Below are 23,862 nucleotides of genomic sequence, written 5' to 3'. Positions count from 1 at the left end.
GTGTTCACCTTTCGAATTCATCCACCGAACGATGCCCATCGGGCACCCCACACGGTTGTGTGAGGTTGAAATTGGAGACCCGTCAGATTGGGTCAGAGTTGAAGCCGTAATCGGCATCCACATAGAACAGCGAAGGCGTCGCGTTGCGATCCTCAGCCACCTCATCGGAGGAGATGTACTTGATAGGCGTGCACTGCCGCCCAGCCACCACAGGCACCTTCGCCATGAGCGCCGCGTTGCCCGCCGCGAACATCAGCCGGCACGAGTTCGCATCAATACCCACGTACCGAACCGTGAATTCCCACTCCGCCCTAGAGGTTGCGTACTGCAGCGAAGTCAACCGATCATCATCAAGCGCCGCCGGCCCACCGAAATACAACACCGCATAGTTAGCGCGCACCAACCCACCGGTGGAGTTCACCTTCACGGTGTCCTCAATTTTCCCCGCCAACGGGGCATCAGCGGCCAGCAGTGACTTCACCGCGTTCGCGTGCTCGACGATCACAGTTGGCCCTCCGTTGCCTTCAACAGACCTTCAACGAAGTCTTTCTCCACCGCTCGAGCAACCCGAGCCGATGTGCCCTGCGGGGCGTCGATGAGACCGAGAGAACCTTGCCCGCCGAGCACCGGACCAACCTCAGCGCCGATCACACCATCCGTACCGAGTTCCATGTCATACGACACTTTGCGCGGGTACAGGCGGGCGTGGCGTCGGTTCAGCCGGGCCGCGTCCTCGCGCCACAGATCCTTCGCCGTTCGCGCACTTACCTCGACGGCTTTACGCACGTTAGGAACTATCTCGACCGTTGCCTTGCCAAGGTCGGCCACCAGCTTTTTCAGGTCGGTGAAGTCGAAATCGATGTCATCAGCCATCAGGAGATCCGTTCCACCGGGAACCGGGAAGCTGTCATCTGCGACCCGATCGTCAAGGCCATCACCCGCAACCGGGAACCCTCCAACGACTGATCACCCGTGGCAGCCTCAACCGGCCCATACACGATCAAGTCGCCCTCGCGGACACCAGCAGCAGCGTTGACCGGCACGGAAAGGATCAACTGCTGCGACACGAAATTCTGCGCCGCCGCGTTGCCATCCGTTACCGCTGAAGAGTTCGATGACAGGCGGCATTTGCCGGAGTAGTGCTCATCCCCAACGGTGCGTGTCACATCCAAAGTCACCGGGTCGGTTTCCACAACCTCTACCCCGATCGTGCACTGGTCGAACATTCGCGACTCAGCCTGAGCACGCAACTCCGGCAGGTTCGAGGCAATATCCCACCCGAGATTCACAGATCCTCGCCACCCTCGAAGATCGGCACCCCCGCGATATCCACACCACAAGAGCAGTAGTTCGCACCCAGTATCAGCGAACACCACGGAAGATGAACCGAGCCCAGCCCGAGCATGTCGATCGCGAACGCGCCCGTAGGAGCAGTGAGCCCGAGGAGAGACCACCACTCATCAAGAATCGTTACCCGACCCTTACCCGACCGGTACGTGCGTGACGACGACGAATCATCCACCGAAATCGTGACCTGGGTGGCATCGTCAGGACGCTTCACCTGCGCCACAACCGCCTGCCGCACAACATAGTCACGCGTCAACTCGGACGGCTCATCAGCCCCAAGTTGCTCAACCCGCAGGTCGATCAGCATTTCTGCTTCATCAATCCACAACTGCCACTGCTGAGCAGTGATAGTCCCGGATTCGGGGGCGGCCACACCAAGCGCAACCGCGATGTTATCCGGCGTCACAGCCATGACCGCCCCCTACCCGTTATTCGGACTTCTTGGCCCGCGTGGTGCGGGGCTTCTTCTCGCCATCAGCCGGTTCCCACTCGGAACCGAGACGATCGACCTTCTCGTCCGCCACCTCGACGACAGCGCCGGAGTTGACGTTCACCAGGCGAGCCATCAGGCAGCGTCGATCACTTTTGCAAAGGCGTTAAGGTCGGCGATGCCCCACCCGTAAACAACCTCCGCGCGGAACGCAACCTGGTTCTTGCGCTTCAGGTCACCGCCACCATCCGGGTCACCGTAACGGATGACCTCGAGTCCGATGGACTTCTGCACACCCCACCGGATCGCGCCGAAGTCACCCACGAACGCCAGCGCGGTCGTCGCAACAGCGGCAACACCCACAGCGTCGACCGTGTTCGACACGGATGCGCGGTGACCGTCGAGCTCGCTGGTTGCGACGCCGAGACGGAAGTTGGGGTACAGCTTCTGCTCCGAGTTCGTCCCGCGCAGCGCCGAGAACTTCGACGCGTACAGCGGCGAAAGAGCGATGTCACGCGGCACATACCCGTCAGCGAGAACAAGCGCGTCAGCCGCGTCGAGGCTCACGTACGGCTTGTCAGCAGACGCGTACTCGACCGAGTTCGTGGTGTCGCACAGGCCACCGTTCATCGCGGTGACCTTCGCTCCACCGGTCGGGTTGATCTCGTGGAACACACCGAAGTCGAGCGCACGCGAGAGTGCCGGCTGGATGAGGTTGAGGATTTCATCGACGACCTCGAGACGGCGGTCCTGGTCAGCCCACAGAACCTCTTCGTTGAAACGGAGAGTCTTGTGGAACTTGAAGGGCTTGATCGTCTTCGTGGTCGGGGTGATTGTCGAAGCGCCCTTGTCGCCGCCCTCAGCGACGTACTCGGCCTCTCCGATGTCAAACGTCCACGACTCGCCCTCACCGAACGTCATGGGGGTCTGAGCGGAAAGCTCGGCGACAGCGGACCCGTTCTGGATCTTGCCGAGCCAAGGATCGATTTTCTGCTTCGGGATCGTGAGCGACCCGGTGGCGAATGATGCCATTGTGTTGCCTTTCGGTTAGTCGGCCGCTCCGAACAGGCTGTCGACGAATTCGCGCATGTCCTGGTCAGAGTTGCCGTTAGTTGTCCTGGTAGCGCCCTCTTTGCGGGCGGTGTTGCCGTTCTTCTTCCGGTCGGCTTCCCGTTCAGCAAGCCGCGTGGCCTGCGTCTCGAGCGTCACCTCGTCAGTACCGGTCAGAAACAGGTCTCGGTCCTCGGCGTTGATGCCATAGCGAGCAGCGATATCGGATCGCAGCGCCCGAGCGTCTGCAGCCGCGAGCTTCGACTGAAGGTCAGCTAGCTGCTGCTCCACCGTCTTCGCGCCTTCAGCTTTCGACTTCAGGTCGTCGTAGTCAGCGAACTTCTCGGTCGCTTTCCGCTTCTCCTCAGCCCGTGCTTTCGCGACGAGCCGGTCGATGTCGGCCTGTGTGAACTTCTGGTCACCGCCATCCGGGTTAGTCGGATCGGTGGTGGGGTCAGTTGGTTCGGTCATTTCCGGTACTCATCCGTTTCTGTTCCGTCGAACATCAGACCGGCCTTGAACGCGGCCGTAGCGTCACCCCACGTCGTGGGAAGTTTCAATAGAACGAATTCAGGTAGTCGCGGAGGTCAGCGCGCTGCTTAGCCGTCCGACTACGCCTCGACGCCATGTACTGCAACGGGGAGGCTTCCGGGCCGAAGTCGTTCTCGCCAAACACTGGTTGCGCCGTGCAATGACAGTTAGGGTGCGCCGCGAACCGCGCCGTGGACTCCTTGTACACAGCGCCACGGTCAGCGAGCATCCGACAGAACTTGCACCCGCCACTCGTTATGCGACGCCACCCAACCGCGGACGGGTCAGCACGCCTGTTCGTGGTGATCGTGTCCCGGAAAGGCTTCGCGGTCTCCAACTGCACGATCTCCGCAAGCCTGGCCGCTGCGTCACCGTCGTTGCCGTCGAACAACGGCTCAGACGCCCACGCAATACCGCGGCGAATTTTCACCGTCCGGTCGTTCACAACAAACTTGGTCGTGAACACCTGCTTCGCGCCGGCATCCGCGCGCTGCTCTTCGTAGAAGTCCACCGCCAACGCTGCAGACCCGTCAGCGAAGTACCCGATCAGATCAGGCACCGCATCTAGAAGAGCGAGGCGGCGAGCCTCCGGAGCGCCGTTGGTGCCGTTGAGGATGTCCACAGCGGCAGCAACAGCATCACCCGTGACTAGTTGAAGAGCGGCCCGAGTTTCACGCGGAGATGGCATTCTGTGATGCCTCCCGTGCCCGACCCACGACAGCCTCAACCACAGCCCGACCAGTCGCCTTACGGCGCTCCTGCTGAGCCAGATCGATCTCCTGCTGGGTGAGACCCAGACGCTTCAAACCAACCGTCGTCTCAGCAAGCCACGGCACCGCACCAACGATCTTCGAACCCGCGTCAGCAGCCGCGGAACGGGACAGGTACAGTGGTGACCGCCACTCCGTATCGATCGACGCCCACAACTTCGGGATCTCCGACAACCCGTTCTGCATCGCCAAAGCCCGAGTCACCGTCCGACGAATCGAAATCGACCAGTCATCCATAGCGCCCTCAGCCTCAGCCACGAGATTGTCGCGGCCCGCAATGTACGAACCTTCGCTCGTAGGGTTGGCGAGATCAGTGAGAGCAAAGTCCGCATCAGGGAGATCGAATTCGCGAGCCTCAAGCTTCGCAAGCGCGTTCAGATCAGCCAGGTGAGGTTCCGGTGAGGAAGCAGCGAACTGCTTCACATCAGCGCGCGGGTTCACCTGCTCATCATCATCAGGGATACCGAACACGCGCCCAAGAACTACCTGAAAAGCAGGCTTGTACGACCCGTCCGGGTTCTTGAACATCGCGTCCGACGCGCCCAGGATTACCAACTGGGGGATCGAGTAAATGTCCATGTGGCCCTCGAGACGCACCAGAGCCCGTAAGGCTGAATCCTGGTGAGACATCGCCGCCCGCGTGATCCGCGACCGCCCCAACCGCTTCGACGTGCGCGGCCGATAAACCATCGGCTCCGCCGGCACATGCCACGGATGCTCGTTGCGGTCGACCTCCCACACGTTCCCGGATTTCTCCGCCGTGATCGTCACACCATCGAGGTACAAGTTGAACCCCGAAATGCGGTTATCGCGCCACTCCGTGACTGACAGAAGGTTATCCAGGCGACGCTTTCGGTTGTTCCACTCACCCGTAGCAGACAGCGCGTCACGGGCGTGCACCAGAGCTCGCGGCTCATCATCAACACCTTGCGTGGCGATCAGAAACGAAACCCCATGCAGCGCCGAATCCACCTCTGCCTGGGCAATCTCAGACAGAAGAAAGTTGGAGTCCTGCAACTCTCGCATCCCCAGGGAACCGATGTCCCCATCAGCCCATATCATCTGCTCGAGATTGCATCGGCGCGTCAGACCATCAACACCCTTAGCCGCCCACCCCAAAGCAAGGGCCAGAGTGCGATACTGCGGCGGGATCACATTCCCGACCATCTTCACCGCACGCTTACCGTCGTAGTAGTTCGACCGCACACGGTTGCGGCGGGCACGTTCCGCGAGCTGTTGCACCAGCAAATTCAGGGTGACAGTCTCATCCTCATCCAGCCCAGGAACGGCAAGCTTCTCAGCAACCACTAGAGAATCACCGCCGTCCTAGAGCTAGTACGCGACTGAGGCCGCTTCACGTTGTTGTTCTGCGCCCCCCAAAGGGCAAGCGACTCAGCGACAATCGGCTTGATGTTCGATGTCGGGTCTTTCCGGTTCCACGCCCACGAGCCCGCCAGCGGACGCTTCGTGGCAACGGATAGCGCCACATTCACCTGTGGCTGATCGGTGTGGAACACGGTACCGTCATGGATACCGTCGTAAACAGCCGAACAGGCGAGAGCCATGTCTTTGCCCTCAGCCGCAGCGAGCGTGACCTCGATCTTCGTTCCACGCAGAAAATGGCGACCATGCTTCTCAACCGTCAAACCGGCCATCTCATCAACGACTACCGCATGCAACCGGTTCTTCTCCGCCCGAGCAACCACCCACGGAATGGCCCAATCGACGCCGTTGCGTTCCTCGTCCAACTCCATGTGCCACTTGCCATCCGCGCGCTGCCCGGCCAAAGCAACTGCAGCACCCTTCCTATCCGGCGGGACCTCAATGGAGAGCGTCAACCGCTGAACAGCCATGGACGCAGGATCAGCCTGCTTACCCCATGTCACCTCATCGATGACCCGACTCGACGCCAGAGGGTCCCAAATGCCGCGACCCTCACGGTTCCAAGAGTCGTCATCCTCAAGGTTCTCCCGCAGCCGCTCCATCGCTTCCGGAGGAGTGCGCTTCGGGAACGAAGGATTCATCAACGGCCACTGAGACACATCGTTCGGGTCCGACTTCGGATCAGCACCAATCTCAAGCCAGATCGCCTTCGGCGCTTTCCCCTCGAGGGCCTTCGCCCGGCGGCCCTCGAAAGCCTCCGAAGGGTCAGAGGGGCGCGGCGGCGTGCCCATGAAGAACAGCAGAGCACCATGCTCATGGCGGGACTGGTTCGTCGCCGCAATCATGTCCTCGAGCGCTTTAGTGTCGAGGATTTGCGACTCATCGAACACTTCCGCGTCGATCTCATCGAAACCGCGCCCGAAGCCCTGCGAACGGGCACCGAACATGATCATCGACCCGTTGACGAACTCGACCTGACCCTCACCATGCGAGGTTCGAACCGCCCGCACATGAGGAGCGATCTTCTTACGCCGAGCCATCCCCCGAGCAGTCGTCAGCGTCTTGTTAGTCGTCCGAAGGTGATGCGAAGTCCACACAACCTGAAACCCAGGAAACAAGATGCACAGAATGAACAGCAGAGCCAATACGAAGTACGTCTTCCCGACCTGACGTGGAATCGAAAGCCCGATCCCGCCGACCGTCGCAACATACTTGCCGGTCTCGTCATACCCCAAGCACACCGAACCAAGCTGCGCCTGCCACCAATCGAACAGCAGACCAACCTCACGGCCCTTAGCCTCCACGCGAGGCCAAACCGTCTTCTTGATCGTCTTCGGGAAGACGAAAGCCCGCGCAAACTCAGACAGCCGAGGCGTCGAACTCGCCATCTGAGACTTCGGCATGCTCGTCAGCCTCCTGCGCCTCACGTGCGTCAATGGATTCGATCTCCCGAACCGTCTCCATCAACCGCTTCGTCAACGCCGCCAAATCCCGAGCAGCCGTATTCGGATTCTCAACCGCAGTCGCAATCCGATCCCGAGTCGCCACCAACAGCTCACGCGTAGTACCCGACTGCGCCGCCTCCACAACCGTCTTCACATGAGCCGGCTCAGCAACCTCATCACGACCCACAGCCCTCAACTGCGGCTTCTGAGTAGACACGATCAATCACCACCCTTGTGGAAAAAACGTGGGGGGATATATCGCCTAGCCCCGGAGGTACGGCTGGGTTGGCCTTGGGGGGTGGTCCCCCTGGGGTGAGTTTCCCTCAGGTGAGGGTGTCTCAGGTGAGTGAGTGGCTGCGTCTGATGATGGGTGCCACGATGCGTGCTCTCTTCTTTGAGTTGCACTGGTTGTGGGCAGCAGCCTTGTTGTCTAGTGTATCGGTTCCGCCCTTGTGGAGGGGGATGATGTGGTCAACGACGAAGCATTGCGGGTCGGGCCATTTGAGTGTGTAGTCGATGTTGTTGCCGCAGATGTGGCAGCAGGCTCGGGTGGCTCGGATGCGTGCTCTGTCTCTGTCTCGCTGGCTGGTGTTGCGGCCGGTGCTCATGCCTGACTACCAGGCTGCGGTTGCGGTGATGACAGCCCATGCCACGTACGCGAAGCACACAGCAGCGGTGGTCAGAGCCAGGACCACGCTGAGCTTGCCTTTGTGTTCGGGGCCTCGGCGGATGACTAGGCGTGTCGCGATTCGGGGGTCGGCGTCTGTGCCGACAATCACTGCGTTGTGTGTGCCTTCTTGGTAGACGACCTCGCGCAGGACGATGACGCCGAGCCCGCGGAAGACGATGGGGTCGCTGACGAGCTTCCACATGCCATCCCATGACTCGGGCTGGTAGCCGAGGGAGGCGATGAGGTCGAATGTTTCGGCGTCAACGTCGCTGGTTGCGATGATGCGTTCGCGTTGTTGAGCGAAGGTTTCAGTCATGCTCGCTCCCTGAGTATGGCAGCTGCTCGCACGGAATCGGAGCCGAACCGTTTAGCGAGAAGACGGTAGGTGTCTTCGACGGTGTCGCCATTGCTCGCTTTGATGTCGGCGATGAACTGGTCGAAGGTAACGTCGTCGGGCGTGATCTTACAGATGTACCCGAATGATGTGGTCGCGTCCGAGCCGATGAGACCAGCCTCGGCAAGTAGGACTTTCGCGTGCAGCCGCTCGGCGTTGGAGATCTTCATGATTCCTCCGTCTGCCAGGGCCACAGCGCAGCGCCTTGCCCGTCCCAGCCGATCGGTTCCATCTCGATGATGGGTTCGTGGCTGATGGATGCGCAGTCAGGGCCGGCGCATTCGTGGGGTGCCATCGTCGACCCTTCGTTGGTTCCTGCTGGGAGCGCGCATGGGCACATACATCCAGCAGGAAGACTTGGTTGTCGCACGAGGAACGGGGGCCTTTGGTTTGCCGCTGATGCCATTGTGTGGCACCACTTGAATCGGTATCTCTGCCCCCGCTCTCGGCGGGGCGGCAGCTTTGCTTGGTCTTCACCTGGCGGGCCACTGCATGAAACCGCTCAGCCTGTCTAATCCGTACCGGGCCAGTACAGGCAAATGGTCCCCGGTAAGTTATTCGTCGCGCCCGTAAGCCTTGTCACGGGCCTTTCGTAGCGCGGCGATGGTCGCGTTGATGTCTCGGCGTGTCATCACGTCTGACCAGATCATGCGTTTGTCGCTGGAGTACCCGATGTTCGGGTCGGGAGTGGCGATCTGTTCAATGTCTCCGACGCTGAGCTCGAGGCTGACTTGCACCCATCCGGCTTCTGCGTTCCATCCGACGTGCAGGTTCCGCCCGTGGGCGGTGATCTCGGATGTGCTGCCGCTGGTAAGCGACTGCGATGTGACGATGCGGTCTGGGTTGTGTGTTACTTGTTCTCGGGGCATCACGCCCACCTCCATCACGGAGAAACGGCTTCACGCCGTCAACCCAGCCTTGTTGCCGGGAAGATCAGGAGGCGACCGGGACAATTTGGAAGGGGTCGCGCCCAACACGGCTAGCGCGCTTGTCTCGGTTCTTATCTGCCGTTGATGGCCTCACCCCGGCCTAGCCCTTGGGGCACGCACACACCATACGGAGACTATTCAGCCGGGAGGTTTCGGTACCGCGTTGGCAGTCCGAAGTGATCACGTTCTCGGCATCGCGGTTCAGATTCGGTCGACCGCCGTGCCGGGATTCTCTCACCGAGCTGGGTAGGACCAGTGTTGAAGTGTTGTGATGCGGAACGTGAAGTGTTGGTTAGGCCGCGTTCGCCTTGCGGCGCTGATACAGATTGGCGGCATAGTCCTTGCGACAGGTTTTGCAGATTCGTATCTGCCTAGATCCCCGAGTCTCAAGTCGCGTGTTCTCTGGAGTGAATTCGTGACCACGTTTGCAGTGCGTCTTGTGCCCAAGTATTCCCCGTTCGACGTTCTCGATGTGAGTCACGGGCTCGAGGTGGTCTGGGTTCACGCATGCATGGTTCCGGCAGAGATGGTCTAGCGATAGGGACTCATCGAGCTTGTGGCCCGCGTCCTTGTAGGCCACGCGGTGTGCTTGCTGCCAGTTACCGAAGATGCGGAAGCGCCCGTAGACAGGATTGGCTCGCTGGCTCTCCCAGTTCCAACAGCTACCCTCAGCAGTGGCTAACGGGTCAGCGGCGTGTCTGACATCGTGCGAAAAGTCGACGTGCTGCCAGAAACGCTCAAGGTCGAACTCATCCATGTACCAGCCGCAGTTATCCGGGATACGATTGGGCATATCAACTCCTTACCGAGTTGGTCACGCCCGGGCTGTTAGTAGCAGCGCCGGGACTTTCTTTACCTAGAAACACGAAAAGGCCCCCTACCGAAGCTGGGGGCCTTTCGAAGTGCGGGCATGGAAAACCCATGCGAGGTCAATTAAATCACGAATCGTCAGCTTTCCGCCACTTCATGTTGCGGCGTGTTGAGTGCGATCTCCTGCTGCCCCACCTCCCAACTGAGTAGTCGCACTTGGTGTCCTCCGCGCCATACCTGCTCGCATGCTCTGCAGAGTCCGGTGGCGTTCTCGAGGGTTTGGTTTCCTTCGTCGCGGAACTCCAGGATCAGGGCGGGCATCTGGTCGCCGTTCTTCGGATCGAATGCTCGCTGCGCGCCACACACAGGGCATTCGGCTAGGTGCCGGTTCCTGACCTTGCGTCGCATGCCGCCGTCCGGGTTCTTCTCCAACTGCCAGACTGGTTCGCCCGCGTCGTTGAACTCCGGTTCCCCGTCGTCGTCGATTGCTTGTTCGTACTCGTTGACGGTCAGCTCAAGCGTTTTGGGCGGGTTGAACTTGGTTTCGATGGCGTACACCCAACCGTTGAGGGTGCTGAGGTAGGAGCGTTCCACAGAGTCGGCCACGGTACCGCGTTGGACCTCTACCTTGAAGCGGATGAACCATTGCCGCAGGTTCGTTTCCGGGTCGAGGTGCACAGGTTGGCGGGTGAACGTGACGAACCATTCGGCGATCTGCTCTTCGATGGCGTTGTACATTTCGAGGGCATGCGCGTCGAGGGGTAGACGGGTTCGTGGGTCGGATGAGCCGGCGTGTGCGCCGATACCGCCGATGATGGAGTCTCTGAGCTGCTTGAGTAGCCCGTCTCTCTTGAGTCTGACGATGGCGGTGGCGTCGGAGTCGTCATCCTGCAACCAGTGAGCGTCCCGGTACTCGGTGGTGAGCTTGTCGACGGCGGCGAGGATGTCGGCGAGGATGTTGCGTTCTTCGGTCATGCTTCCAATCCCTTATCGATGGCCTTGAAGATGAGAGCCCCAGTAGCTACGCATGCGAATGCTTCGACCGGAACAACGACTATCAGTAGCAGGGTCCACCAGCTCAGGTAGATGAAGCCGCCGATGATGGTTATGAGCGTCAAACCACCCAGGCCAAGCAGAAGGAGGAACAGCAGTACGTAGAGCGTGAACCAGAGCAGTTTTTTCATGCTGCCTCCTTGTGGCACATGCATTCGTTGTTGCCGCAGAAGTACGGGGTCTTACACCGGGCGCAGCAGCGGGTAACAGAAACGCCCCTGTCCGAAACGGAAGGGGCGTAAGGGTGGATACCGCGAGGAAGGTTCGTCATTCGGGCGCTTCTTCATCAGCCATACCGTCGTACCAGTAGGTTTTCGCGTCCCCGCCGGGAGCGGTAGTGACAATCTTGGGTGGGCTCACGTACCCGTCATGCGTGACTATCAGTTCAAGCTGCTCGCCGTTTGAGGTTTTGTAGATGAGTCGGTTCGTTTTGTCCATGGTCGTATTTTGCGCCATTTCAGTCTTGTGTCCTTTCTTCGTTACGGGTATCAGCGGGGTCAGGGCGCGAGAGCGCTTCGCGGACGCTCATCCCGAGTGGCACCCTGGCAACAGACATGCTGTTCGATAGCGCATACCGCAGACACTCCAGTCCGCCAGCGAACACGGCGATGTCGGAGAAGTCCCAATAGTGCGCGACCCACACAGCTTCGCGATTCGGGTTGAAGTCGTCGAGCGCTTTCTGGTTCTCGGTCATGTGTTGTCTCCTGGGGTCTCAGAGGCGGCGAATGCGATGCGAGCTGCGAGCCAACGTGACCGCAGGATCATCGCCGCTATCTCGTCAGCATCGTTGATGTTGAGGCCTCGATGCTTCGCGGCCCACAGGACATGTACGAGCGCGGTTCCGTCGTGTTCCCACGGCTTGAATGGCGGGAGCGTCCCGTATTGTTCCGTGTCGTTGTCGAGTCGCGATTCTGTCTGGCTCAGTTCATCCCAGGTCACGAACACCCGCAACACGGTCCCGGTGCTGGTCGTTTTCGTTTTCGACGCCCACAAACGCTCAATCGGGGTCACAGGTGCACCGTCCCGCACTCGTCGCACCGCCAGATGACCGGCCACCGCCCAAGGTCACGGATCGGACCTTCAACGCCGGTCGAGGTGTCGTGGTCGCAGTGGAGGATGACAGCGGTGGAGGGCATCACTTCACCTGCCCTCGGAGGGTGGATGCCCGGTTCCTCAGCCAATACCGCAGATCCCCGACCGACATCGGCCTGTGGAAAAGTCCCGAGTCGCTGTAGACCGTGGTCGGCATATCGGTGGCTGCCTGGTCGATCGCCTCGGCCGCGACTCGGGCGTCACGCCGAGCCAGCCAGTCAGAAGCGAGCACCCGGTCAGCGGCGGCACGCGGCCACGGGTACGCGTTGAGTTCGAGCGCGTTCGGGTCGATCAGGTGAGCCAGTTCATCGCGTTCTGTGTCACTCATCATCCTGTGCCGCCTTACCCCGAGCTTCTAGCAGGTTGATCCAGCGCTGCTCGCCCGCGAGAGCTGCCCTAACCTCCTCTACAGCGACGTGGGTGATGTGAGACGGAAGCCAGTCGAGCAGCGCGTTGAGGGCCTTGGTGTAGCCCCATCCTTCGACAACCTTCACCACCTCATCATCCGGGTAGAAGGTCACTCCGTTCTGCCAGCCGCCCCTCGTGCGCTCAGCCAGCGGGTATTCAGTCAGATCACCGCGTTGAACGGTCAGTCGTGCGATCACGGGCTCATTCCTTTCGTCTCGGCTCGGCGACATGGCGTCGAACATCATCCCTGCGTACTCTGCGCTCACTGTTCGGCTCCTGCACGGTGCGGGTTGTCGGCCTCAGTGAGCCATGCGCGACCGTCGAGGTCGCCGGTGAGTTCTGCGTACGCCCACCATGCCCCTTCGTCCCACACGGCGGCGTCGTGTTCCCGCAGAACCGAAGCAGGGGCAGCAGACAGGGTGGCACGTGCGCGTTCACGCTGCCCCGACATGAAGCCGAACACACCCATGCCGCGCTCAGCAGTCTCACCCTGCAACGCCTCCTTGGCGTTCGCGATCACCGTATCTCGTGCCGCCGTCTCGGCTTCGGTTGCGCGTAGACGCTCGATCAGCCACGGGATGTCAGACCTTGCCGCAGCTATGAACTCAGCATCGGCCTGACTGACGTTGACGTAACCCTCGGTGTGCATACCGTTCGCCCAGAGGACTGTTTCGGCAGCGGGCCCACCGAGGGAACATTCGCCATCCTCAATGTCGCCGGTCCAGCCCCACGGCCCTTCGGTTGCGGCTTTCTCGCGTGCTTCGATCTCAGCCACACGCACAGACGGGTCAGGGGTGGGGTGGTTGTCCAGCCAAGTGGCGAACTCTGGGTACTGTTTACGCCAGTTCTCATGGCCTTCGTTCTCGGCGGTCATGAAGACACCCCCTCAGGTGCGTGGATGTCGCAGAAGCGGAATCCGCCTGGCGTGGTCGTCATCACGGACGGCTGCGCGCAGTCAAGGGCGTCGCAGACGGACCGCACTCGCGCCTCGGGCTCACCCCGGAGCAGGTAGACGTGCAGGGCGTGGCGAACGATGTCCGTCTGCGAGATGCGCCGATCAAATGCTTCTTGGCGCAACCGCTCCGCGTCAGCGTCATCGATCCTCAGTGTCATTGCTTTCATGCTGCTTCTCCTCTCGTGTGGTTGACAGCGGCAATCAGTTGGTGTTCGAACTCGTTGAGAGCGTCCGCGAACACCTCGTCGTTTTCGTCGTCCGATGCGTCCCGTTGAATTGGCGGAACGTATCCTGGCGCGAGGTCATCGAGAAGATCGGCAAGGAACTCGCCCACCCGTTCGCGGAACACCGCCGCCATTCTTGTGACCATCCGCTCAACCGCGGCTTCATGCGTCGGTTCCACTTCTGGTATGCCCGATGACTCCCGGTAGTAGTCGCTCATGTTTTCTTCTCTCCTCCCCAAGGGGCGCTCAGAACGGCGCGTCTCCGGCCGCCCAGTCATCGACAGCAGGGGCAGCAGGACGGGCAGGAGCACCAGAAGTGGTGCGGGTCACGGTTGCGGTCGCGTACCTCAGCGACGGACCGATGTCGTCGACCTCGAGCTCGATAGTGGTGCGCTTCTCGCCCTCTTTCGTCTCGTAGGAGCGCTGCTTCAGTTTCCCGGTCACGATCACCCGCGACCCCTTCACCAGCGACCCGGCAACATGCTCCGCGACCTCACGCCACACCGACGCCCGCAGGAACAGTGCGTCGCCGTCCTTATACTCGTTCGTCGTCTTGTCGAACTTGCGGTCCTGCACGGCAATCGTGAAGTTCGCCACCGCGAGACCGTTCTGCGTCCATCGGAGCTCGGGGTCAGAGGTCAGATTTCCGACGACTGTGACGATCGTTTCGCCGCTCATGCTGCGTCCCTTCGTGCGCTCTCGCGCTCTTTCTCGCAAGCGATGCACTTGCGAAGGATGGTGTTGCGCCGCGATTGCAGGCGCGTGTTCTCTGGTGTGTACTCGTGCCCGTGGGGGCAATGGGTCTTTCGCGCGTTCGAGTTGTGAGAGTTGTTGACGTTCTCGCTGTTCGTTGTGCGCCGATGATGCCGTGGGTTGCAGCAGATCCGGTGCTCGCACGGCCCAGGAGGGCACCCGGTGTCGTTGTGGCATGTGTGGTCGACATGTTGCGTCGGATCGGCTAGTTCGATGACGCCAGCGAGTGAAGCGGCGAACCGATGCGCTGAAACCGTGTGGGGGTATCCAGAGGTTCTAGACGGGTGGAAGATGCCGTAACCGGTCACCTTGTTCACGGCCGCGGTCCAGGGCCAACAGGCGTCATTTCCGCCAGACCTATCGACTTTTCCCCAGAATGTTTCGATCTGGGAGACCGGAGATATGGGCGTTCGGGTACCATTCATGGCAGCCCTCCAATCAGTCAAGTGATTCGGATGGTTAGGCCCGGGCGAGTGCTTCCAACACTCGGTTTCGGGCCGTTTCCATTCTATCAAAAAGCCCGGTTTATCTGGGCTTTAACCCGCTCTCCTTTTGGTCTCATTGAACAGGGTGACGGCTTCTATCAGCTCGTCGTGTTTGAGTCGGGCGAGTGTGCGTTGCGCGGCCCGGTATGCGTATGCGGCTTCGATGGACCGGAAGTTGTATCCGGCTGTGTGCAGGTCGGCGAGGGTGCGGTTTTCCCAGGCGGTGTGCTGGTCCAGGACGGACTCAAGACGAGCCGCCTTCTGACGGGCGTTCACTCGTTGACCTCGTTCCATGTCTTCCCGCAGATGACGCAGCAGTCCTCGAACTCGTGATCGTGGTCACCGATGGACGCATGCGACGCACGCTCCGCTTGCAAGGTCGCGAACGTCTCAATGTGCCGAGCTTGCGCTTGATCTCGCTGAGCCTCGAGAGTCTTCACATACGCCTGAACCTCGGCCCGTGTCTCGCGCCAGCGGAGCCATTCGAGGTCCGACATGCGGATAGCTTGGAAGAATGCCTCCCGGTTGTCTGGTGACATGGCGTTCCATCGCGCCGCGAACTCTTCCGCGTTTGATGACTCCAGTGTTGGGGTAGGTAGATCGCCTGCCCCGTCGAGTTGCGTTGTGTCGTTCACGCGTCTACCTCCCGCATGCAACAGCCGGTGATGTGCTCGCCGCCACAGAAGCACCGGAGTCGCGGGCCCACATACTCGGCCTCGGGGTCAGCATCGTTCTGTTCGTCATCGCGGAAATCGACCATCAGTTCACCTCCGTGTACGGGTTAGTGGTGCTCACCTGCGGGTAGCCGTTAGCGATTGCACGTAGTCGGTCGTCAATGCGCGCCTGGTATCCCTCCCGCCACGCGATCGCCCGCTCTCGCCTTATCGCCGCAGGAACAACCTGCGAGACGATCTCCCACAAGCGCTGCTCTTTCTCTGACATCTGCGCCATCACCGCACCGCCCTGTAAGGGTTGCTGCGTGGCTCGGGTTCGTCGCCCTCGTGGAACCGGGCGGCGGTTTCGTAGCCGTCATCCCACGCATCCGCGAGGTCGCGTCGCTGTGCTTCCTGCCATGCGTCTCGCGCGGATTCTGCTTTGATCAGATCGGCCTGAGCTCGTGTCTTCTCGGCGCTGAACTTGTCAGTCGCCCGGCTGGCCCAGGACCGGGACCATGACGTTGCGGCGATGCCTGCGGCTATCACCAGGATGGTAAACACGATTGCGGTGTTGTCGTCCATCAGTTGATGACTCCCTTGTTGACTTTGCTGAAGCATTTGTCGAGGGCCTGGGTTTGCCACACTTGGCCCGGCCCGAGCACGAACCGAAGCGGGACTTTCTTGGCTTCCATCACTGCCTGTCTGCGCCGCTTCACCCATCGCGGCTCACGCATGATGAAACCCGTTCGTCCCGCCGCACATGCACCAGGTGACGGTCATGCCGGGTTGCGATGTGTCCGGGTAGTGGTGGCCGATGTAGTGGGCGGGTCGCCCGCACTCACAGAGCTCGCTATCGCACGGCCATGGTCCGTCCCAATGCAATGAATCGTGGTAGCCCGCACTCATAGCGTCTCCTTGGCCTTGCGTCGCCGGTTGTAATCGAAAGCGGCTTCCCGGCCCGCCATGCGGCCTGCGTCGAGTAGCCACTTGTTGGCCAGCCACTGCATAAGCGCGGCCTCCATCTGCAATCGGTGCTCCGCGCGGGGCAGTGATTCGATCTCGCGGAGGTGAGCGGCGATGGCTGGGTCGTCACACGCAAATGTCACTTCGAACCGGACGCTCATTGGTGGTCCGTTCGGGGCGACGAATTGGGGTTATCCACAGGGTTCGCCGCATGCAGAACTGAACGATTTATCCCTGAGTCTTGGAAGCGTTCGTCAGTTGCGTACGTTCGTTCGTGGGTAGTGTTCGTTCGTGCCATCGGGCAGCTATATGGGTACCTATGTAGGTCTGCCATGTAGCAGAGGGGCTGATCAGTCATCTCCCCACCTCTTCTCAGCACCCTTCTTTCCCGCGGCAGCCTTGGCCTCAGCGATCACCTGCTGTGTTGCGCCGACGATTTGGCGGGTCCCAAAATTCTTGATTCGCCACCCTTCCGGGTCCGTTTCCCACAGCTCGGATTGCACCAAAATGGCGGCGTCGGCGGGTGTTCCGTGCACCCATTTGAGTGTTGTGCGCTTGATTAGGCCGTCAGTTACGTGCCCAACTGAGTGTCCGAGCGCGCACATGTACACGAATCCGGCCTGTTTTCCCTTCGCCCCGTACGTTTCTACGAGGGCGGTTATCTTGTCGTGAACGGCGAAGCTGGTGTCCGCTCTGAACCATGTGAGTTCCATCAGCCCTTCTTTCTGAGTCGCGCGAGTTGCCGCCCGTAGAGCCCGCCCCAGATGCCCCACGTTTCGCCGTTGGTGAGTGCGTAGTTGAGGCATTCACGGCGAACGGGGCAGGATTGGCAGATGCGGACGGCGCGGGCTCTGGGTTCTGTTTGGCCGGGGAACCAGATGTCGCCGCCGATGTTCGCGCAGGCGGCGTCTGTCATCCACGGAAGTTGTTCGATCGGGTTATAGGTCACAGGACTTCGATTCCGATGACTGAGCGCATCTCGAGCGCTCTTTCAGGTGCGAGGAAGATGCGCCCGAAACCGATGTTGGATAGTTGGTACCAGTTGCCGTCTGGGTAGGACGCGGGAATGTCTCCGGGGTCGATGTCCCGGTTACGTGGTATCGACCATCCGTTGCGCACGCAGAAGTTGTGGAAGCTGCCGTTGGCGGGCTCTAGCGCGTTGTGGACAGCGCACATTGTGATGAGGTGGGTTGGGGTGTCGAACTTTGCGGACCCGCCCATACCCCTGCCGATGCGATGCTGAATGGTCAGCCCGCCTGCGCAGGGGAACAGTTTCGTCCATGAGCTGTTCGCGGCAACGCACCGGTAGTCGTCTCGCAGGTAGATGCCTTCTCGGTTCTTCTCGACTTGGCTGCGGGATCTCTTGCCCAACGTTTGTCGTTTGGGTGTTTTCTCGTATTTGGGCCTGATTGTCATGGCGTCCTTCGGGTATGAAAAAGGTCGGCCCGACAGGAGTGGTCTGGGCCGTCCGAGAGAACTAGGGCTGCGTTACGTGCGCGCCTTTGTGTCGCGTTCGAGAACTTGGGTCACAACCCTGCGAGGAATCACGCGATCGCCCCGAAGTCGAAGGCCTGCTGTGAGAGCCGTCCGATCGCGAGATCACAAAATCGCGCTTCCAGCTCGATCCCGACTGACCGAATGTTGCGGTCCGATGCAGCGCGTAAGGTTGTGCCTGAGCCTGCGAACGGGTCAAGCACCGACCGCGCGCCAGTCGCCTCAATTGCTCTGCCAGGCAGGGACAGCGGGAATGGGGCCGGGTGTTGCCCGGTCATCTCGTGGTCGATGCCTAGATCCCAAACATCACCCATCCCGGATGCGGAATGGGAGACAAGTTTGAAGTCGGGTTTGGCGAACAGGTAGATGTACTCGCCGCGAGTGCAGAACGCCCGCAAATTCACGTCGATTCCAGTGCCGCGATTCCAGATGATCCTCTGGCGCAGGGGGATGCCGAAGTCATTGTCTAGCGGGTCGCGCAGCACGCCATGTTCCACGCGGGGGCGGTGGTTGTAGAAGACGGCCATCTTTGCGATTCGCCAGCACTCGGCAAGCGCGTCTCGCTGCCAAACGTTGTAGTCCTGCTGATCCATGGCGTCGTCGTGCGCGCCGTACCCATCCCGAAAACGGCCTCCCTTGTTGCTCGCACCGGGCTTGTACATTCCGCGCCCGTTGCCCCCAGGTACAAGCCCCATGTTGTAGGGCGGGGAGGTCACGATGATGTCAATTGATTGATCGGGGATGGTCCGCATCACATCAAGGCAGTCGCCGTGGTACAGGGTCACGAGGTCGTCTTCGTAGTACGGCTTCATGCCGTTTCCTTTCGGAGCGTGTAGTGGCGGGCGTCTAACACCCGGTTGAGTTCTTCCCCATCGACCCGGACCACCCACATGGTGTCGGTGTGGCCGATGCGAACACCGGTTACGGGTTGGGCTTTCCGGTCCGGGTTGCGCCGTGTCGGCGTCAGGGTAATGACGGTCATGCGGTCACCCTCTCTTCTAGCCAGTTATCGAGAGGCCGCACCTTGAGGCCGAGGGTCGCGCCGACATTCACCTCAAGGCGGGCACCACCGGATGCCTCCCAACCGGGAAGCAGCGCGATCGCATCGCATCTGATCAGTTGGGCAAGTCCCGCGCGAAGCCAGCCGTGGTAGTCGCCGGGTGTCGGGTTGATGTTGGTCGATGGGTCTTCCACCTCGAAGCCTGCATCTCGCAGGCAGTTGGCCGCCCATTGGAACGTTGGGTAGTTGAAGTCGGGCAGCCCTGTCATCGGACCGGCTACATAGATGGTCGTCATGGTGCCTCCGTGTAGTAGGCGCGAATCTCGGTTCTGGCGCGTTCTCCGGCCCCGTGGTGCCGCCAGGCATGCAACTCTGTGATCTGGGCGTCATCGGCGTACAGGACACCGTTGAGGGCGTCCTGGGCGGTTTTCACGAGGTTGTCGAGGTCCGCGCGTCGGGCACCCTTGCGGTAGAAGTCGAACTCCAACCGGATGTCGTCGCTCACTGGTTCCCAGAGGGGGCAGGCGAGGTCGAACGCTTCGATGACTGCGTGTTCTGCAGCGACCGTGTTCTTAGACGTGAACGCTCTACCTTTCCCGAACCGGGGGCGTTCCTTGGGTTTCGGTTCACCCCACACGGTGAACGCGGCGATGAGGTCAGTCACGCTCGTCTCCTGCCGGGATGTCGAGGGTGGGGAAACCGGGGTCGCCATCGCCTTCGGGTGACTGGTCGACGACTGCGAGTTCTCCGTCATCACGGGTGACCTGCAGTTCGTCCAACCCCTTGATGTGCTGGACTTTCTGTTCGTCGGCGTTGAGCGCAGTGCCGAGGTCGGTGGACTTCGGGAGGTACTTAGCCAAGGCGCGGACGGCGGACTTCTTCGCCATCTCGTCGCCGTGGTCACGCCACGGAGTGGACTGCCAGTACGACGGCCGGCGTTTCTCGACCTGCTCTTTGGTCAGGTACGCCCACGTGGTGCCGCCGCCTCGCATAACAGCGGTTGCGAGGACACCGACCATGGGGCGGGTCTCGTCGAAGTCGCGGGGACGCCACTCGTGGAAGATCCCGCGGGTTGCGTCCGAACCGTAGGTGAAGTCGTCGCCTTCGCGGACTATCGCGGACTGAATGTTCACCACGGAACCGGATCTGAGGGCGAGTTTCACGAACCCTTGGAACCCGATGATGGGGAGGCAGATTTGTTTGCCGTGGTCTTTGCGGGGGGTGAGGTAGAACTCGCCCATCCCGGCCCCGATTTCGAGTCGGAGCTGTGCGGCCAACATGACACCGCCGAGGAGGGTTTTCGGGTCTGCTTGCTGTAGGTCGGGTGACTTGGTGATCTCGGAGAGGATCGCCCGAATGAACGCGTCCGAGTTCATCGCCCCAGCCAGTTGCCGTTCGATCGCGGGTTTCTGCGCCTCGATCAAATCGCGGACTGTCGGGTTCTTCTGCTGCTGTACCGCTTTGGTAGCGGTGGCTTGCGCGAGTGCGCTCATCCTTCGACTTCCTTGACTGTTTTGCGCACGAAGACGCGGGTTGGTTCTGCCTGCCGGGTGTACTCGGCGGCAAGGTCGGGGTGGTCTTTCTTGAACGCGGTGGTGTCGAATCGTCTCGATCCGGCGCGCGGGTTCCAGGTGAACAGTTCGCGTCCCCCGTAGGTGAGGCTGGTGGCGTCCTGCATGGCCTTCTGGAGCGTCAAACGGATCTGGTCGAGTTGCTGGTCAAGTTCGACCCGTTCTGCCTGCATAAGCCCATACGCGCCCCACGCCTCATAGAGGCGTTCGTCGCCTTCGATGGATGCGCCGGCCGCACCGGGCCACAACTCGGCTGCCTCAGCACTGGTGACGGGCTCTGGTGCGACTTGCGCGAGCACGTGGTTCTCCCAGAACGCTTTCGTCTTCGGGATCAGATGCTCTTGGATGAACTCTTCGTCCCGTTCGACTCGGAACAGTTCAGGACTGTTACCGCCATGTAGAACGGCAAGCCATCCGTATGGAGCATCGAGCACCGCGAGTTGAGCCTGCACCTGGGCCTCGTAGTAGAGAGGTACGCCCTGCGCCCACGCCTCTTTCGAGTACGCGCTGCTGGTCTTCAGTTCGACAGGGATGGTGGGGTTGGTGTCAGGCCAGTTCCACGCCCACCGGTCTGGCGACGCAGTAAGCCATGGCCACTCGATCGAGCGCGCGGAGAGGGGCCAGTCGCGGTAGTCCGGAAGCATCCCAACCTCGGGATGCTTTGCTTCGACCCATCCGGCAATGACCGGCTCGAGAGCGTGCCCGAAGTAAGCGAGGTCTTCGGGGATCTCGTGCGGGACACCCATCTTGCTCTTCCACACCTCAAGCGGGGTCTGCCATGGTGACAAGCCGAGAATCGCGGCTACTTCACTTGCCCCGATGCCAGAGCGTCTTGCATCGTGCCACTCGGGGCTGTCTTGCTCGAATTCGGGCAGAACTTCGTACGACATATTCGGCTCCAAAGCTTGCGAAGAGAAGAAGAAAGGCCACCGACCCGAATTGGGGGACGATGGCCGTGAGGACCGCTACAAGACCAGTCAAGGCCAACAGCAGGGAAGGTAAGGGGGTCATGGGGTCGGGCCCTTGTTGTCGCGATTCAGTGCAGGCTCGGCTTGCGCTTTCGCCCGGGCCTCGGCGCGCTGCTTGTCATACTCCTGGATGAGTTCCCAGGCGTAGTCGAGGCTCGCGTCGGCATGCCAGCCGAGTTCGCCAGCGATCGTCGAGAGTGCGCTTATCCGGCGCTCCGCGTCGACAGCCAACTCCATCTGGCGCTTGATGTCCGCTGGATTCCAAGGGCGCACGGGGAGGCTGCTCAGTGCGCCGGACAGCCAGCTGCACATCTTCGCCCTGCTCGGTCGAGTTCCCATCACTGACCGCCGTTCTCGTGGTTCAGGGTCGGCGCGATGTAGCCGCGGGCCCCGCACACCGGGCAGTCGGTGAACTCGTAGCGCGGCTGCCCCGGCTCGCGCTCTCCGACGCGCTCAACCCGGAAGTACCCGCGCCCATCGCAGGCCGTGCATTCGGCGTTGCCCGGCTTGTGGCGCGGGCAGAATGTCTGCTCGCCCACGACCGTCCACGACTCGTCGTACTCACCGCGCTCTTCAGCGAGTGCTTCGCGCACCGACTCAATCGGCCAGTGCGTGCCGCTCTCGTTCTCGTCGTTGGGCAGGGTGGCCTTGCAGCCGACACCATCGCATTCGGCGCGATAGAACGTCTCGTTGGTGATCATCACTGGCCGTCCTTTCGAAGATTCAGGTTCATTTCTCAATTCCCCATTCCGGGTCTTCGTTCCAGTCCCACTCGACCTGGTGTGTGGTTCGGCAGTCGGGGCAAAACCACCAGGACTCTTCGGTTTCGTAGTCGTCTTTCACGTCCACGGTTCCGGCGAACCCGCATTCGCAGTCGAAGTCGAGGTGCGATTCGGATTCGGACACGTAAGCACCCGACGACCTCACGAGAACTCACCTCGATGGAAACTGAAGCCATCCGCGTCGAGCCAATCTCGATCCATGAGACCAATGCCTATGTTGTCGAGAAGCCACTGGTGCTGCCGACTCCGGTTGGCCGGAGTCTGTGCTTCAACGTCAGCGATGAACTCCTCGGTCTGAATATCTCGCTGGTACTCGTCGCGGATAGTAACGGCGTGGCGGTTGCTTATCAGGAAGTTCTTCCACGCCGACCATGAGTTGAAAACTGCGCCCTGGAAGCTAGTCAGCGACTTGCAGATGTGAAGTGTCAGAGTCAACGCAGGCTGGTCGATGCCCCACGGAGAGTCACGGGAGGGTTCGCTGATGCGCCATTGCGCGTAGTAATTAGTTCCCATCACGGCACCTCCGTGAGTACTTCGATTACCCACCCGTCGTTCGCCCAAATGTCGAACGTGGAGAACGGGTGATCGTTCAGGCCGTGCGGAAGGATAGTCATCAATGGTTGCGTGTGATGCGAGTAGCCGACGACTTCACCGACGATGGTTGTGGGTCCGCGAGTGGCTCTGACCGTTTGGCCGAGCTCGAACACAGGGGCTGTGATGGCAGTCATTTGGTCCTCCTTGCACAGGTGCAGAACACCGCACCGTTCGTGTGCCACAACTCCGGGCGGTCACACTGAAAAGTGATCCGGTGACGGGTCGGGCGGGTCAGATACGCGATGATGCGGTTCACGGCAAGGACCGCCATTCGCGCATCGAGAAGCCGCTATTTGGGTCGCTCCAGACACACACTCGGAATTGACCGAATCGGGTCTGAACGATAGTCCCAGCGGGGTACAGCCAGGGCGGGCGTCGAGGGTATCGGAAGACAATCGCCATCAGATCCTCCCTGACCTATGGGTGCTGGATCGGACGGTCTTCTCGAACTCATTCAGAAGTTCCGAAACGATCGCGTCAGCCTTCTGCCAAGCGGTGATCGCCGCCCGGATGTCACGCCGCCACAGGCGAAGTTCAGCCGGCGTGAGGCTGCGCCCCCGCTCAAACCACTGGCTGTGCATTGACTCACGAACCGCGTCCATCGCCGCTTGACGAGCCTCGGTCAGGAGGCGGTTACCGTGCTCTTGCAACTCGTCGCGGCTGAGGGCAGGGGACTCATCGATCACCGCTCGCAGCGTCGGTCCATTGCCTCTCATCACACCCTCCCGTCGGAGTAGTCACGCTCAACGAAGTCGTCCATGTCGACGCTGTAGTTGACGGCACCGTGGTCCCAGCGAATGTGCATCCGCCGAACCTCCGGGAAAGCACCCGTCACTGTTGCCGTCATCGATCCGTTCCAGTTCTCGTTCACCGGGGCCGCGGCGACCACACGGTCACCTACTTCGAACTCGGGCATTAGATCCTCCCGTTCACGAGCACATGCCACACCAACACCGGAACACCCCACATCAGGGCCGACACCGGGACAGCGAAACCCAGGCCGCGCATGAACCGCGCACCAGCAGGCAAATCACGGGCCGTCATCAGTAGTCCTCCGTTGCGTAATCGCAGTGACGGCAAACCATCACGTCAACAGACTCAGACG

Annotated in this window: 46 protein-coding genes; 1 reads left to right on the top strand and 45 read right to left on the bottom strand. The window is 60.9% G+C overall.

What is annotated here, in order from left to right; translation table 11 throughout:
* Positions 1-82: 82 nt before the first annotated feature.
* From AC3WLB_RS01600 to AC3WLB_RS01395, 42 genes are all read right to left on the bottom strand, one after another.
* On the bottom strand, positions 83-505 hold the full coding sequence (locus tag AC3WLB_RS01600; protein ID WP_492502677.1) for a hypothetical protein: 423 nt from the start codon (positions 503-505) through the stop codon (positions 83-85).
* Complete coding sequence (locus AC3WLB_RS01595; RefSeq protein WP_492502675.1) at positions 502-873, bottom strand: hypothetical protein; 372 nt, start codon at positions 871-873, stop codon at positions 502-504. The genes AC3WLB_RS01600 and AC3WLB_RS01595 overlap by 4 nt, the downstream gene beginning before the upstream one ends.
* Complete coding sequence (locus AC3WLB_RS01590) at positions 873-1,289, bottom strand: DUF6093 family protein (protein ID WP_492502673.1); 417 nt, start codon at positions 1,287-1,289, stop codon at positions 873-875. The genes AC3WLB_RS01595 and AC3WLB_RS01590 overlap by 1 nt, the downstream gene beginning before the upstream one ends.
* Positions 1,286-1,759 carry a hypothetical protein gene (locus AC3WLB_RS01585; RefSeq protein ID WP_492502671.1) on the bottom strand — a complete coding sequence of 158 codons (474 nt, stop codon included), beginning with the start codon at positions 1,757-1,759 and terminating at the stop codon, positions 1,286-1,288. Before AC3WLB_RS01585 ends, AC3WLB_RS01590 begins: the two co-directional genes overlap by 4 nt.
* A gap of 16 nt (positions 1,760-1,775) precedes the next feature.
* Positions 1,776-1,913 (bottom strand): DUF7302 family protein, encoded by a 138-nt coding sequence (locus AC3WLB_RS01580; protein ID WP_492502669.1) that lies wholly within the window; start codon positions 1,911-1,913, stop codon positions 1,776-1,778.
* Positions 1,913-2,809 carry a phage major capsid family protein gene (locus tag AC3WLB_RS01575; RefSeq protein ID WP_492502667.1) on the bottom strand — a complete coding sequence of 299 codons (897 nt, stop codon included), beginning with the start codon at positions 2,807-2,809 and terminating at the stop codon, positions 1,913-1,915. Before AC3WLB_RS01575 ends, AC3WLB_RS01580 begins: the two co-directional genes overlap by 1 nt.
* Positions 2,810-2,824: 15 nt before the next feature.
* Positions 2,825-3,298 (bottom strand): hypothetical protein, encoded by a 474-nt coding sequence (locus AC3WLB_RS01570; protein WP_492502665.1) that lies wholly within the window; start codon positions 3,296-3,298, stop codon positions 2,825-2,827.
* Positions 3,299-3,383: 85 nt separating this feature from the next.
* Positions 3,384-4,046, bottom strand: coding sequence for a VG15 protein (locus AC3WLB_RS01565; RefSeq protein WP_492502663.1), 663 nt, complete (start codon positions 4,044-4,046; stop codon positions 3,384-3,386).
* Positions 4,030-5,436 (bottom strand): phage portal protein, encoded by a 1,407-nt coding sequence (locus AC3WLB_RS01560; RefSeq protein WP_492502661.1) that lies wholly within the window; start codon positions 5,434-5,436, stop codon positions 4,030-4,032. The genes AC3WLB_RS01565 and AC3WLB_RS01560 overlap by 17 nt, the downstream gene beginning before the upstream one ends.
* Positions 5,436-6,914 carry a hypothetical protein gene (locus tag AC3WLB_RS01555; protein ID WP_492502659.1) on the bottom strand — a complete coding sequence of 493 codons (1,479 nt, stop codon included), beginning with the start codon at positions 6,912-6,914 and terminating at the stop codon, positions 5,436-5,438. Before AC3WLB_RS01555 ends, AC3WLB_RS01560 begins: the two co-directional genes overlap by 1 nt.
* Complete coding sequence (locus AC3WLB_RS01550; protein ID WP_492502657.1) at positions 6,871-7,173, bottom strand: hypothetical protein; 303 nt, start codon at positions 7,171-7,173, stop codon at positions 6,871-6,873. Before AC3WLB_RS01550 ends, AC3WLB_RS01555 begins: the two co-directional genes overlap by 44 nt.
* Positions 7,174-7,294: 121 nt before the next feature.
* On the bottom strand, positions 7,295-7,564 hold the full coding sequence (locus AC3WLB_RS01545) for an HNH endonuclease (protein WP_492502655.1): 270 nt from the start codon (positions 7,562-7,564) through the stop codon (positions 7,295-7,297).
* A 6-nt stretch (positions 7,565-7,570) separates the two neighbouring features.
* Positions 7,571-7,942 carry a hypothetical protein gene (locus AC3WLB_RS01540; protein ID WP_492502653.1) on the bottom strand — a complete coding sequence of 124 codons (372 nt, stop codon included), beginning with the start codon at positions 7,940-7,942 and terminating at the stop codon, positions 7,571-7,573.
* Positions 7,939-8,190: a hypothetical protein gene (locus tag AC3WLB_RS01535; RefSeq protein WP_492502651.1), complete on the bottom strand. Its 252-nt coding sequence runs from the start codon at positions 8,188-8,190 to the stop codon at positions 7,939-7,941. The genes AC3WLB_RS01540 and AC3WLB_RS01535 overlap by 4 nt, the downstream gene beginning before the upstream one ends.
* Before the next feature lie 384 nt (positions 8,191-8,574).
* Entirely contained in the window at positions 8,575-8,889 is a 315-nt protein-coding gene (locus AC3WLB_RS01530) for a hypothetical protein (protein ID WP_492502649.1), read from the bottom strand.
* A gap of 352 nt (positions 8,890-9,241) precedes the next feature.
* Positions 9,242-9,742, bottom strand: coding sequence for an HNH endonuclease (locus AC3WLB_RS01525; protein ID WP_492502647.1), 501 nt, complete (start codon positions 9,740-9,742; stop codon positions 9,242-9,244).
* A 155-nt stretch (positions 9,743-9,897) separates the two neighbouring features.
* Complete coding sequence (locus tag AC3WLB_RS01520) at positions 9,898-10,734, bottom strand: DUF7341 domain-containing protein (RefSeq protein WP_492502645.1); 837 nt, start codon at positions 10,732-10,734, stop codon at positions 9,898-9,900.
* Complete coding sequence (locus tag AC3WLB_RS01515; protein WP_492502643.1) at positions 10,731-10,943, bottom strand: hypothetical protein; 213 nt, start codon at positions 10,941-10,943, stop codon at positions 10,731-10,733. The genes AC3WLB_RS01520 and AC3WLB_RS01515 overlap by 4 nt, the downstream gene beginning before the upstream one ends.
* A 136-nt stretch (positions 10,944-11,079) precedes the next feature.
* A complete protein-coding gene (locus tag AC3WLB_RS01510) occupies positions 11,080-11,250 on the bottom strand; it encodes a hypothetical protein (protein ID WP_492502641.1) in 171 nt (56 codons plus the stop codon).
* A 19-nt stretch (positions 11,251-11,269) separates the two neighbouring features.
* Positions 11,270-11,506 (bottom strand): hypothetical protein, encoded by a 237-nt coding sequence (locus tag AC3WLB_RS01505; protein ID WP_492502639.1) that lies wholly within the window; start codon positions 11,504-11,506, stop codon positions 11,270-11,272.
* On the bottom strand, positions 11,503-11,823 hold the full coding sequence (locus tag AC3WLB_RS01500; RefSeq protein ID WP_492502637.1) for a hypothetical protein: 321 nt from the start codon (positions 11,821-11,823) through the stop codon (positions 11,503-11,505). The genes AC3WLB_RS01505 and AC3WLB_RS01500 overlap by 4 nt, the downstream gene beginning before the upstream one ends.
* Before the next feature lie 124 nt (positions 11,824-11,947).
* Positions 11,948-12,232, bottom strand: a complete 285-nt coding sequence (locus AC3WLB_RS01495; protein WP_492502635.1) for a hypothetical protein — start codon at positions 12,230-12,232, stop codon at positions 11,948-11,950.
* Positions 12,225-12,578, bottom strand: coding sequence for a hypothetical protein (locus AC3WLB_RS01490; protein WP_492502633.1), 354 nt, complete (start codon positions 12,576-12,578; stop codon positions 12,225-12,227). Before AC3WLB_RS01490 ends, AC3WLB_RS01495 begins: the two co-directional genes overlap by 8 nt.
* Complete coding sequence (locus tag AC3WLB_RS01485) at positions 12,575-13,186, bottom strand: hypothetical protein (RefSeq protein WP_492502632.1); 612 nt, start codon at positions 13,184-13,186, stop codon at positions 12,575-12,577. The genes AC3WLB_RS01490 and AC3WLB_RS01485 overlap by 4 nt, the downstream gene beginning before the upstream one ends.
* Positions 13,187-13,430: 244 nt before the next feature.
* Positions 13,431-13,709 (bottom strand): hypothetical protein, encoded by a 279-nt coding sequence (locus AC3WLB_RS01480; protein ID WP_492502630.1) that lies wholly within the window; start codon positions 13,707-13,709, stop codon positions 13,431-13,433.
* A gap of 28 nt (positions 13,710-13,737) precedes the next feature.
* On the bottom strand, positions 13,738-14,169 hold the full coding sequence (locus AC3WLB_RS01475; RefSeq protein ID WP_492502628.1) for a single-stranded DNA-binding protein: 432 nt from the start codon (positions 14,167-14,169) through the stop codon (positions 13,738-13,740).
* A 611-nt stretch (positions 14,170-14,780) separates the two neighbouring features.
* Positions 14,781-15,005, bottom strand: a complete 225-nt coding sequence (locus tag AC3WLB_RS01470; protein ID WP_492502626.1) for a hypothetical protein — start codon at positions 15,003-15,005, stop codon at positions 14,781-14,783.
* Positions 15,002-15,364, bottom strand: coding sequence for a hypothetical protein (locus AC3WLB_RS01465; protein ID WP_492502624.1), 363 nt, complete (start codon positions 15,362-15,364; stop codon positions 15,002-15,004). The genes AC3WLB_RS01470 and AC3WLB_RS01465 overlap by 4 nt, the downstream gene beginning before the upstream one ends.
* A 315-nt stretch (positions 15,365-15,679) precedes the next feature.
* Positions 15,680-15,967, bottom strand: a complete 288-nt coding sequence (locus tag AC3WLB_RS01460; RefSeq protein WP_492502622.1) for a hypothetical protein — start codon at positions 15,965-15,967, stop codon at positions 15,680-15,682.
* Between the two features lie 320 nt (positions 15,968-16,287).
* Positions 16,288-16,509 (bottom strand): hypothetical protein, encoded by a 222-nt coding sequence (locus AC3WLB_RS01455; RefSeq protein ID WP_492502620.1) that lies wholly within the window; start codon positions 16,507-16,509, stop codon positions 16,288-16,290.
* 189 nt (positions 16,510-16,698) lie between these two features.
* The gene (locus tag AC3WLB_RS01450) at positions 16,699-17,061 is read right to left on the bottom strand and encodes a hypothetical protein (protein ID WP_492502618.1); all 363 of its coding nucleotides are present in this window, start codon (positions 17,059-17,061) and stop codon (positions 16,699-16,701) included.
* On the bottom strand, positions 17,061-17,297 hold the full coding sequence (locus AC3WLB_RS01445; protein WP_492502616.1) for a WhiB family transcriptional regulator: 237 nt from the start codon (positions 17,295-17,297) through the stop codon (positions 17,061-17,063). The genes AC3WLB_RS01450 and AC3WLB_RS01445 overlap by 1 nt, the downstream gene beginning before the upstream one ends.
* The gene (locus tag AC3WLB_RS01440; RefSeq protein ID WP_492502614.1) at positions 17,294-17,764 is read right to left on the bottom strand and encodes a hypothetical protein; all 471 of its coding nucleotides are present in this window, start codon (positions 17,762-17,764) and stop codon (positions 17,294-17,296) included. Before AC3WLB_RS01440 ends, AC3WLB_RS01445 begins: the two co-directional genes overlap by 4 nt.
* Positions 17,765-17,892: 128 nt before the next feature.
* On the bottom strand, positions 17,893-18,654 hold the full coding sequence (locus tag AC3WLB_RS01435; protein ID WP_492502612.1) for a DNA-methyltransferase: 762 nt from the start codon (positions 18,652-18,654) through the stop codon (positions 17,893-17,895).
* A complete protein-coding gene (locus AC3WLB_RS01430; protein ID WP_492502610.1) occupies positions 18,651-18,824 on the bottom strand; it encodes a hypothetical protein in 174 nt (57 codons plus the stop codon). Before AC3WLB_RS01430 ends, AC3WLB_RS01435 begins: the two co-directional genes overlap by 4 nt.
* A complete protein-coding gene (locus AC3WLB_RS01425) occupies positions 18,821-19,138 on the bottom strand; it encodes a DUF4406 domain-containing protein (RefSeq protein WP_492502608.1) in 318 nt (105 codons plus the stop codon). The genes AC3WLB_RS01430 and AC3WLB_RS01425 overlap by 4 nt, the downstream gene beginning before the upstream one ends.
* Positions 19,135-19,506, bottom strand: a complete 372-nt coding sequence (locus AC3WLB_RS01420) for a RusA family crossover junction endodeoxyribonuclease (RefSeq protein WP_492502606.1) — start codon at positions 19,504-19,506, stop codon at positions 19,135-19,137. The genes AC3WLB_RS01425 and AC3WLB_RS01420 overlap by 4 nt, the downstream gene beginning before the upstream one ends.
* Complete coding sequence (locus AC3WLB_RS01415) at positions 19,499-20,335, bottom strand: recombinase RecT (RefSeq protein ID WP_492502604.1); 837 nt, start codon at positions 20,333-20,335, stop codon at positions 19,499-19,501. The genes AC3WLB_RS01420 and AC3WLB_RS01415 overlap by 8 nt, the downstream gene beginning before the upstream one ends.
* Positions 20,332-21,303 (bottom strand): YqaJ viral recombinase family nuclease, encoded by a 972-nt coding sequence (locus tag AC3WLB_RS01410; RefSeq protein WP_492502602.1) that lies wholly within the window; start codon positions 21,301-21,303, stop codon positions 20,332-20,334. The genes AC3WLB_RS01415 and AC3WLB_RS01410 overlap by 4 nt, the downstream gene beginning before the upstream one ends.
* 117 nt (positions 21,304-21,420) lie before the next feature.
* On the bottom strand, positions 21,421-21,693 hold the full coding sequence (locus AC3WLB_RS01405; protein ID WP_492502600.1) for a hypothetical protein: 273 nt from the start codon (positions 21,691-21,693) through the stop codon (positions 21,421-21,423).
* A gap of 26 nt (positions 21,694-21,719) precedes the next feature.
* Complete coding sequence (locus tag AC3WLB_RS01400) at positions 21,720-22,082, bottom strand: hypothetical protein (protein ID WP_492502598.1); 363 nt, start codon at positions 22,080-22,082, stop codon at positions 21,720-21,722.
* Positions 22,083-22,110: 28 nt separating this feature from the next.
* A complete protein-coding gene (locus AC3WLB_RS01395; RefSeq protein WP_492502596.1) occupies positions 22,111-22,287 on the bottom strand; it encodes a hypothetical protein in 177 nt (58 codons plus the stop codon).
* A 35-nt stretch (positions 22,288-22,322) separates the two neighbouring features.
* On the opposite strand from AC3WLB_RS01395, the gene AC3WLB_RS01390 reads away from it, so the two are divergent.
* Positions 22,323-22,538 carry a hypothetical protein gene (locus tag AC3WLB_RS01390; protein WP_492502594.1) on the top strand — a complete coding sequence of 72 codons (216 nt, stop codon included), beginning with the start codon at positions 22,323-22,325 and terminating at the stop codon, positions 22,536-22,538.
* Positions 22,539-22,675: 137 nt separating this feature from the next.
* On the opposite strand, the gene AC3WLB_RS01385 is transcribed toward AC3WLB_RS01390, so the two are convergent.
* From AC3WLB_RS01385 to AC3WLB_RS01375, 3 genes are all read right to left on the bottom strand, one after another.
* On the bottom strand, positions 22,676-22,891 hold the full coding sequence (locus AC3WLB_RS01385; protein ID WP_492502592.1) for a hypothetical protein: 216 nt from the start codon (positions 22,889-22,891) through the stop codon (positions 22,676-22,678).
* 267 nt (positions 22,892-23,158) lie between these two features.
* Positions 23,159-23,443, bottom strand: a complete 285-nt coding sequence (locus AC3WLB_RS01380) for a hypothetical protein (RefSeq protein WP_492502590.1) — start codon at positions 23,441-23,443, stop codon at positions 23,159-23,161.
* A 29-nt stretch (positions 23,444-23,472) separates the two neighbouring features.
* The gene (locus AC3WLB_RS01375; RefSeq protein WP_492502588.1) at positions 23,473-23,673 is read right to left on the bottom strand and encodes a hypothetical protein; all 201 of its coding nucleotides are present in this window, start codon (positions 23,671-23,673) and stop codon (positions 23,473-23,475) included.
* Between the last annotated feature and the right edge of the window lie 189 nt (positions 23,674-23,862).

The sequence above is a fragment of the Herbiconiux sp. FW305-C-125 genome (assembly GCF_058783455.1).
The sequence above is the reverse complement of the archived record's forward strand: the minus strand, read 5'-3'. Positions and strand labels throughout refer to the sequence as shown.